The following is an 8984-nucleotide window of genomic DNA, read 5'->3' on the forward strand; positions in this document are numbered from 1 at the left end:
AATGACAAATGACAAATGACCAATGACAAATGACCAATGACCAATGACAAATGACAAATGACCAATGACAAATGACCAATGACAAATGACCAATGACCAATGAAAACTAATAAGACCCTTTAAAAATACGCTCTTGCTGTTCTGGCGTAATCCAAGTGGCTCTAGCAAATTGGGTTCTTGGTGGTACGAACTGACCTTGAACCGGGTTATATTCCATAACTTCTCCCGTTTCAATTTCATACACCCAAGCATGGAGTTGCAATTTTCCGGCTTTGAGTCGAGACTGAATTACCGGATAAGTGCGTAGATTTTCCAATTGGTTAAGAACATTCTCTTGAATAGAAACATTAAGCAGGTCTTCACCTTCATAGCTTTGGTAATGTTCCTTAATAATCCGCCGCGTCGCTTCCGCATGTTTGAGCCATTCGTAAACCATTGGCATTTCCTCTTCCAGCTTGCTGAGTTTCAGCAATCCTTTCATCGCACCGCAGTGGGAATGACCACAAACGATGATATCTTCAATACCTAATGCATGAATAGCATACTCAACGGCTGCACCTTCTCCACCATTCGTCGCACCATAGGGGGGAATAATGTTACCCGCATTGCGGATGATAAACATTTCCCCAGGCTTGGTTTGGGTGATCAGATTGGGATCAATCCGGGAATCGGAGCAAGTAATAAACAGAACTCGCGGATGTTGTCCTTGAGAGAGTAACTCAAATAACTCCCGGTGGGCTGTAAAGTAATTGGTCTGGAACTCGTGTAGACCCTGGATTAACTGTTTCATCGATCAACCTTTGGGCAAACAAGGGACATCATTGTCTATGATCCCACATAAGCGTAAGCTGTCACCCATTTAATTTGATCGTTGAGGCTGACAGGGAGATAGGGGAGATGGGGGAGATGGAGGAAGCGATCGCGCTCTTTATACAATGGAGCGAATCTATCCAACTGGCTTGAGTAAAGGGCGACCCGATCAAATTGAGTGGACACCGTTGTTCATTTGTGCAAGCGGGTCGCCCCTACATGACGTATGTCTTCTTGCTAGAGATTGATTACTCTAATGGCAATAAAATTTCAAAGGTTGTACCTTTTCCTAACTGCGAATGCATTAACAATTGTCCGTTATGTTTCTCAGTGACAATTTGATAAGTAATCGCTAACCCTAACCCGGTTCCTTTTCCGACTGGCTTAGTCGTGAAGAATGTCTCAAATATCCGCTCTTGAATATTGGGTGCTATTCCTGAACCATTATCACTAATTTGTACCAAAACCCAGTCCCTTTTATCCTGTTGCACCAGGCGAGTGTTAATTTCAATCTGAGGCGGACATGAGCCAGATTCATTCCCAGGTTTTTCTGCTTTTTCATTCAAGGCATCAATAGCATTACTAATCAGATTCATGAAAACTTGGCTTAGTTGACCAGATGAACAATTAACCAATGGTAAATCGCCATAATTTTTAATAATTTTAATTCCTTTTTTAATTCGATTATTTAAAAGAATTAATGTACTTTCAATGCAATCATGAATATGTGCCGGCTGATGTCTCGACTCATCCATGTGGGAGAAGTTTTGCAGACTACCAACAATTTTGGTTAATCGTTCTGAGCCTAATTGCATACTTTTCAGGATTTTCGGTAAATCCTCTAAAATAAAATCGAGTTCATAATCTTCTTTGAGTTGACTTAAATCTTCTGATGGCTGTGGAACTTCTGCGGCGTAGGCTGTCAAGAGTTCAATTAACTTGCCACAATAATCATCTAAAAATTCAAAATTACCAGTAATACACCCGACTGGATTCTTAATTTCATGAGCAATCCCAGCCACCATTTGCCCCAAACTTGCCATTTTTTCGGTTTGAATCATTTGAGCTTGAGTTTGATCATGCAAAAGCTGGGTGGTGAGTTCCTGAATTTGCGACTGAGCCACGAGTAATTGATGCACGTCTAGCAAGCGGTAGGTTCCTGACTCTAGTTCTACAATAATGGGTTCGTAAACAAATTTTGGTGTACGCTGAAGTGAGCGACGAGCCGCATCAACTATTTTTGTATCTCCTTTCAGGATTAAAATATCTGCACTGACGAAGCGGTATAACGAGTGCAGCGGACGTTTTAAGAACAGTTCTAACCCATAAGGACTGCTCATTTGTTCCAAAAACTGCCTTCGGGAAATCATCCCGATAAGTTTTCTCTGTTGGGTTAGAATAACTCCAGGTAATAGCGGATTTAATTGAAACGATTGAGCTACGTCTCTACCGGGTTGAACCGATTCCACCTGAAACTGATAGAGATTGAGTTCTCGGATGGTGGAATCCAAGGTTAGATTAGCGGTCTCGGTTTGGGGCAAGACGCATAAGTCGGGGTAGTAGTCTTGAAGAGAAACCATAATGCTATAACAATTAAACCTCTATTTTGTATATAAACCCACAATCAACTATTTGTCTTATGGTTTGTAAAATGATTTAATAGTTGGTTTGTACAAAATATTCTAGAAAATGAAGATGCCCTGAAATGTTAATATCGCTTTAAGAAACGATTAAACTTTAATAAAAACCAAGTAAACACGAACAATTAATCCAATTTAAGTAGAGAATCCCTGATATAAAAGAGAGACGGTTGAAGTTATCCATCAGAATTAATGCTAACGGGTATAAACAACCACGCGATCGCGTCCAGTCGATTTAGCTTGATATAATGCAGCATCGGCGGCTGCGGTCAAGGTTGTTGGTGATCTGGGTGGACTAGGAATGGTACTGGCGACGCCAAGACTCAAGGTAACGCGCTGACTCACCAAAGAGGTTGCGTGGGGAATGTTTAAAGTCCGCACCGCTTCTGCAATCGCTTGAGCCACCTGAGTTGCACCATCGAGAGGAGTCAGGGGTAAAATGACCACAAATTCTTCACCCCCATAACGCGCCACTAAATCTGCGGGACGCTTAACTTGACGCTGGATAGCCGCCGCCACTTGTCGTAAACACTCATCACCCGCTTGATGACCGTAAGTGTCATTGTAGTATTTAAAACAATCTACATCACACATAATTAGCGACAGCCAAGAGTTTCCCACACAATGTTGTTTCCAGCAGGTTTGTAAATAGTCATCAAATCGCCGCCGATTGGCAACCCCCGTTAAACCATCAGACTTGGCTAATTCCTCTAGTTGCAGGTTAGCAACTTCTAACTCCTGATAAAGCTGCTTGAGTAACCGGGTGGCTAGTTCGTGAATATACAACTGCGCCACCAATAATTGATAGGCGTCCAATAGGCGGTAGGTTTGGGTGGTTAACTTCACAGCTATTGGTTCATAGAGTAAGGCTGAAGGACGTTCTAAACAATGGCGTGCTGCTGTAACAATTTGGGTATCCCCGGTTAAGATTAACACCTCGGTCTGGGCAAAACGATATAATGATTTGAGTGGTCGCCGCAAAAAGAGTTCCAGTCCATAGGGACTGCTCATCTGTTCCAGAAACCGTCGCCGCGAAAGTATACCCATAAATCTCCCCTGTTCAACTAAAATAACTCCTGGCAAGACAGGATTTTGTTGGAAGATATGAGCCACTTCCTCTCCAGGTTGAGACGCTTCAAATTGAAAATTATAGAGAGGTAATTCTTGCAGCGTCGCATTTACACTCAATTGCTTTATCTCTGGGTAAGATGTCTCAAGTTGCGTAGATGACTGTTGTATAGAATACATCGATGAATCCATAAGGGTTCTCTCTTCTCTCTAGCAACTGTTAAAAATAAAATTTTAACACCGATTTGTAAAAGGTTCGGATTTAAATTATACAGTTTTGCTCAATAGATTTACATTAAGTTAAGCAAATAAAACAAGGTTAAGATTGGGTTATTAAAAAGTAATCAGTAGAAGACTAAACGGGTAGCAAGTAGGTTGGGTTGAGGTACGAGATCCAACGCAACAAGGATAACCATGGTAGAAGGGTAATATTTGTATTGCAGTGAACTACAGGTATGACTTGCTAATGGTTTTAGGGTTGTGCAGCAAACCCTAAATAAGTACCTGGACATAAATTCTGTCCGCTGTACGAAGAAATGTTAACAAGCCTCAAACCCTTACTGTTGCCTGTTGCCTGTTGCCTGTTGCCTAATCTCAACCGTCAACTTGAATGAAAGTCCGACTACTGAGCAGGTGGGGATGTTAGCCTAGATCAACAATTGATGTTTCAAAAGGATTATCCATTGATGTCATGAATAAAGTCGTCGTCGGTCTATCCGGTGGAGTTGATAGTTCAGTTGCCGCCGCTACCCTACATCATCAAGGCTATGAAGTCGTTGGTCTGACCCTGTGGTTAATGAAAGGCAAGGGTCAATGCTGTTCTGAGGGAATGGTCGATGCGGCGTTTATTTGTGAGCAACTGGGCATTCCTCATCATATTGTGGATAGTCGTGCGGTTTTTCAGGCAAATATCGTCGATTATCTGGTTTCGGGGTATGAATCGGGAATCACGCCCTTGCCTTGTTCTCAGTGCAACAAAACAGTTAAATTTGGTCCGATGCTCGCTTATGCGCGGGAGACGTTAGGCATTGATAAAATTGCTACAGGTCACTATGCGCGGATTCGCTATGATGCTAAGAGCGATCGCTATCAGTTGCTGCGGGCGGTAGACTCGAATAAAGACCAGTCTTATTTCCTGTATGACTTAACTCAAGACTTACTCGCCGCCTCGATATTTCCTTTAGGCGAACTCCAGAAGACGCAAACGCGACAGTTAGCGGCTGACTATCAACTCAAGACGGCACAGAAGCCAGAAAGTCAGGACTTATGTTTGGTTGAATCTCACGGTTCAATGCGGACGTTTCTGGATCAGTATATTTCCCAAACCACGGGAGACATCGTTGATACCAACGGTAAGGTTTTAGGTCAGCATCAAGGAATTCACCATTACACCATTGGACAACGCAAAGGACTCGGCATTGCTGCACCTGAACCGCTATACGTTGTGGCGATTGATGCAGGGGCGAATAGAGTCATTGTAGGCGATCGCGCCAGTGCAACTCAACCTGATTGTACCGTGGGGCGAGTCAATTGGGTATCGATTAATCCGCCAACGACTCCAATTCAGGCGTCTGTGCAAGTTCGTTATCGCAGTCGCCCTGTGGATGTGACGGTTATTCCCCTAGAGGGGAATCGGATGAAACTTGTTTTTGATCAGCCGCAGTTTAGCATTACTCCCGGACAAGCCGCCGTCTTGTATGACGGGGAAATGCTGTTAGGCGGTGGAATTATTGAACGCAAGCCCGATATCTGAAAAGGGCACGGTAATGGCGCACCCGTACAGGACAATTAATAGGGTAGGGGTGCGATATCGTCGTGCCCTGATTTAGATATCGCCTCCTGTATCCGAATCGTTTATCAATCAATGGTTTTAGGCGATAGGCAGGCACATTTTTGTAGGTCGAAAGTATACCAGAAAATTGTGCGATCGCACTTTACCGTCATCGGGGCAGGATTGGTATTAAAGGTTTCTGAGGATTGGGCATTCAGCAGCAGAAAGACTGGAAAATTGATTGAGTAGACGTAAACTCGACTTAAAAACACCAGTGCCAATCCCTATTTATCATATTACAGACATCAAAAATTTAACGTCTATATTGGAACGGGCTGGATTATTCGCTTATAATCGGCTGCGCCAAGATAGCATCAATTACATCAATATTGCTTATCAAACTATCCAAGATCGCCGCGCAACTACTACGGTTCCCTGTGGCGCTGGTGGCGTTTTGCATGATTATGTGCCATTTTACTTTGCCCCCCGTTCGCCGATGCTCTACACGATTCACAGAGGGAATGTACCGGGTTATACTCAAGGACAACGTAGTGTACTCTATTTGGTTTCCTCTGTCGAGGCGGTCGCGACAAACATACCAGGATTTGTCTTTTCCGATGGTCATGGGATTATGGCGTACTCAGACTTTTATGATGATCTGGCTTATTTAAATCGGATTGATTGGCAGATTATGAAAGAGAACTACTGGGCAGATACGCCAGACGATGGAGACAGAAAACGCAGACGACAAGCTGAGTTTTTGGTGCATCGATTCTGTCCATGGAGGCTCATTGAAGAGATTGGCGTATTCAATTCTACAATCCAAGTACAGGTACGGCAACGATTACAAAAGTTTAACCATCAGCCTCCCGTTAATGTTTACCGTGATTGGTACTATTAACGTTAAAATAATCGTATAACTCCGATTCAAGTCATCCATTCAGAAACGTGATTGAGTTTAAGCAAGGCAACCTACTCGAAGAGAATACGGAAGCCCTCGTCAACACCGTCAACTGTGTCGGTGTCATGGGTAAAGGAATTGCCTTGCAATTTAAACAAGCATTTCCCGAAAACTTCCGTGCTTACAAAAAGGCTTGTAATGCCCAACAAGTAAAGCCGGGACGAATGTTTATTGTAGCAACCGATCAATTATTTCCCCGATATATTATTAATTTTCCCACTAAACGTCATTGGAAAGGACAATCAAAACTAGAGGATATTAAAGCTGGGCTGAAAGCATTAGTGGCTGAGATTAAACGGTTAAATATTCATTCTATTGCAATTCCGCCTCTTGGATGTGGGAATGGCGGATTAGATTGGCACAATGTTAAGCCACTGATTGAATCAGCCTTGGCTGAATTGCCAGAGGTGCAGGTGGTTATCTTTGAGCCGCAAGGCGCACCAATAGCCGATACAATGCCAGTAGCTACATCGATACCTAAAATGACTCGCGCCCGGGCTTTATTGATCCGCTTACTGGAACTCTATGGCATTCCGGGTTATCAACTCACGAAACTGGAAATCCAGAAACTTGCCTATTTCTTACAAGTAGCGGGTGAACCCTTGAAACTGCGGTATGTTAAACATCACTATGGTCCCTACGCAGATAATCTGAATCATGTTTTGCAACGGATTGAAGGGCATTTTATTCGGGGTTATGGCGATCGCAGTAATAATGCTCAACTTCAGGTATTGCCTAGGGGGAGAGAAGCCGCCCATACTTTTTTAGCACAAGACCCGGAGGCGAATGATTGTCTCCAGCGAGTGGGTAACTTAATTCAAGGTTTTGAAACGCCTTATGGATTAGAAATGCTAGCGACGATTCACTGGGTTACTCAAGAGAATCCTGAAGCCGTTACGGATGTTGATGTGATGATTGATCAGGTGTATCAATGGAGTGAACGGAAGCGCAAACGCTTCCAACCGGAACATCTTCGCAAAGCTTGGCAACGTCTTCATGACCAAAATTGGTTGAAGATTCGCGAATGTATGAGTTAATTTCTGGGTGGAACACTGATTTCACAGATTTATGAGCAGAGATTAAGGTGGGGATTTCAGAAGTTAGTCACACAGATGACACGGAAGTGTTAGTTCTCAATGAACCGAGGAGGAGGTTATAGGCAGGCACATTTTCCCATGGTAAAAAGTATACCAGAAAATCGTGCGATCGCGTTGTTCGTCGTCTAAGCTTCAGCCTTCAACGGAATGTCACACTCCTCGTATTCTGGTGGGCAATGCCCACCCTACGGTATATCATAGGTTTTGGCGCTCCCCAAAGGCAGGCTTTTCAGTGTCATTAGACCAAGAACCCTCTCAACAGCCATCATAACTGGGTAAGCTGGACGAATGACAAATAACGAAGAATTGCCCTGAACCCATAAAGCAGATTATTTTGGAGATGCAGTTGACGCATAAAGGAAAAGACATTGAGTAAGCATTCGGATGGAATCGCCCCTCATGGGGGTCAACTCATCAATCGCATTGCCTCAGAACAACAGCGATCAGAATTTTTGGAGAAAGCGGATTCCCTACCCAGGGTGCAACTTGATGCCTGGGCAGCATCTGATCTAGACTTAATCGCGATCGGTGGATTTAGCCCCTTGATCGGGTTTATGGAGCAAGGGGATTATGAGTCAGTCGTGGATAATATGCGTCTGGCGAATGGTTTACCTTGGTCTATCCCAGTTACCCTATCAGTTGATGAGGACGTAGCTGAACCGTTAAAGGAAGGCAGTTTAGTGCGTCTGGATGACCAGGATGGGCGCTTTGTCGGCGTTTTAGAACTCACGCAAAAATATCGCTATGACAAAAAGCGGGAAGCGGTGAATGTTTACCGCACGGACGAGGAAAAGCATCCGGGTGTCAAGGTGGTTTATAACCAAGGGGATGTAAATCTGGCAGGTCCTGTTTGGTTATTACAACGGTATCCCCATCCCCTGTTTCCTAAGTATCAAATTGATCCGGATCAATCTCGGACGTTGTTTAAAGAACGGGGATGGAAAACGGTGGTGGGTTTCCAAACTCGTAATCCCATCCACCGGGCGCATGAATATATCATTAAGTGCGCCTTGGAAATTGTTGATGGTTTATTCCTGCATCCCTTAGTGGGTGCAACCAAAAGCGATGACATCCCCGCCGATGTGCGGATGCGTTGCTATGAAATTATGATGGATAACTATTTCCCTAAAAACCAGGTGATTTTAGCGATTAACCCAGCCGCTATGCGCTATGCCGGTCCAAGGGAAGCGATTTTCCACGCGATCGTGCGTAAGAATTACGGTTGTACTCATTTTATTGTGGGGCGGGATCATGCGGGTGTGGGTGACTATTATGGCACCTACGATGCTCAACATATTTTTGAGGAGTTTGAGCCGGATGAGTTGGGGATTATGCCCCTGAAATTTGAACACGCCTTTTACTGTGAAGTGACGGAAACAATGGCAACAGCCAAGACAAGTCCCAGCACTCCAGATCAACGCATTCACTTATCGGGAACTAAGGTAAGGGAACTGTTGCGTAAAGGTGAGTTACCTCCGCCGCAGTTTTCTCGACCTTTAGTCGCGGCGGAATTGGCGAAGGCGATGAAGGTGGAAGATTGACATCCTCCAAGTAGGGGTTTGGTAATTGGTAATTAAATTCCTGGGGTTTGGTAATTAAATTCTTGGGGTTTGGTAATTAAATTCTTGGGGTTTGGT

At 44.0% G+C, this 8984-nt stretch carries 8 protein-coding genes; 4 read left to right on the forward strand and 4 right to left on the reverse strand.

The window, feature by feature from the left end; translation table 11 throughout:
* Positions 1–106: 106 nt before the first annotated feature.
* From ACLFWI_RS20935 to ACLFWI_RS20945, 3 genes are all read right to left on the reverse strand, one after another.
* On the reverse strand, positions 107–790 hold the full coding sequence (locus ACLFWI_RS20935; RefSeq protein ID WP_446414521.1) for a carbonic anhydrase: 684 nt from the start codon (positions 788–790) through the stop codon (positions 107–109).
* Between the two features lie 268 nt (positions 791–1058).
* Complete coding sequence (locus tag ACLFWI_RS20940) at positions 1059–2390, reverse strand: ATP-binding protein (protein ID WP_446414522.1); 1332 nt, start codon at positions 2388–2390, stop codon at positions 1059–1061.
* 255 nt (positions 2391–2645) lie between these two features.
* Positions 2646–3710: a diguanylate cyclase domain-containing protein gene (locus tag ACLFWI_RS20945; RefSeq protein WP_446414523.1), complete on the reverse strand. Its 1065-nt coding sequence runs from the start codon at positions 3708–3710 to the stop codon at positions 2646–2648.
* Between the two features lie 499 nt (positions 3711–4209).
* On the opposite strand from ACLFWI_RS20945, the gene mnmA reads away from it, so the two are divergent.
* Complete coding sequence (gene mnmA, locus ACLFWI_RS20950) at positions 4210–5271, forward strand: tRNA 2-thiouridine(34) synthase MnmA (protein ID WP_446414524.1); 1062 nt, start codon at positions 4210–4212, stop codon at positions 5269–5271.
* 104 nt (positions 5272–5375) lie between these two features.
* On the opposite strand, the gene ACLFWI_RS20955 is transcribed toward mnmA, so the two are convergent.
* Positions 5376–5570: a hypothetical protein gene (locus ACLFWI_RS20955; protein WP_446414525.1), complete on the reverse strand. Its 195-nt coding sequence runs from the start codon at positions 5568–5570 to the stop codon at positions 5376–5378.
* Here ACLFWI_RS20955 and darT point away from each other — a divergent pair.
* From darT to sat, 3 genes are all read left to right on the forward strand, one after another.
* Positions 5564–6190: a type II toxin-antitoxin system toxin DNA ADP-ribosyl transferase DarT gene (gene darT / locus ACLFWI_RS20960; protein ID WP_446414526.1), complete on the forward strand. Its 627-nt coding sequence runs from the start codon at positions 5564–5566 to the stop codon at positions 6188–6190. The two genes, ACLFWI_RS20955 and darT, sit on opposite strands and share 7 nt — an antisense overlap.
* A 47-nt stretch (positions 6191–6237) precedes the next feature.
* Positions 6238–7287, forward strand: coding sequence for a type II toxin-antitoxin system antitoxin DNA ADP-ribosyl glycohydrolase DarG (gene darG, locus ACLFWI_RS20965; protein WP_446414527.1), 1050 nt, complete (start codon positions 6238–6240; stop codon positions 7285–7287).
* Between the two features lie 428 nt (positions 7288–7715).
* Positions 7716–8888 carry a sulfate adenylyltransferase gene (gene sat / locus ACLFWI_RS20970; protein WP_446414528.1) on the forward strand — a complete coding sequence of 391 codons (1173 nt, stop codon included), beginning with the start codon at positions 7716–7718 and terminating at the stop codon, positions 8886–8888.
* The last annotated feature ends 96 nt before the right edge of the window (positions 8889–8984 follow it).

Origin of the sequence: Coleofasciculus sp. (genome assembly GCF_046539235.1) — a bacterium.
Taxonomy (GTDB): Bacteria; Cyanobacteriota; Cyanobacteriia; order Cyanobacteriales; family Coleofasciculaceae; genus Coleofasciculus.

Excerpts from the sequence above, each read along its gene's own strand:
- ACLFWI_RS20935 (WP_446414521.1), bottom strand. The coding sequence starts at position 790 with ATGAAACAGTTAATCCAGGGTCTACACGAGTTCCAGACCAATTACTTT.
- ACLFWI_RS20940 (WP_446414522.1), bottom strand. The coding sequence starts at position 2,390 with ATGGTTTCTCTTCAAGACTACTACCCCGACTTATGCGTCTTGCCCCAA.
- ACLFWI_RS20945 (WP_446414523.1), bottom strand. The coding sequence starts at position 3,710 with ATGGATTCATCGATGTATTCTATACAACAGTCATCTACGCAACTTGAG.
- mnmA (WP_446414524.1), top strand. The coding sequence starts at position 4,210 with ATGAATAAAGTCGTCGTCGGTCTATCCGGTGGAGTTGATAGTTCAGTT.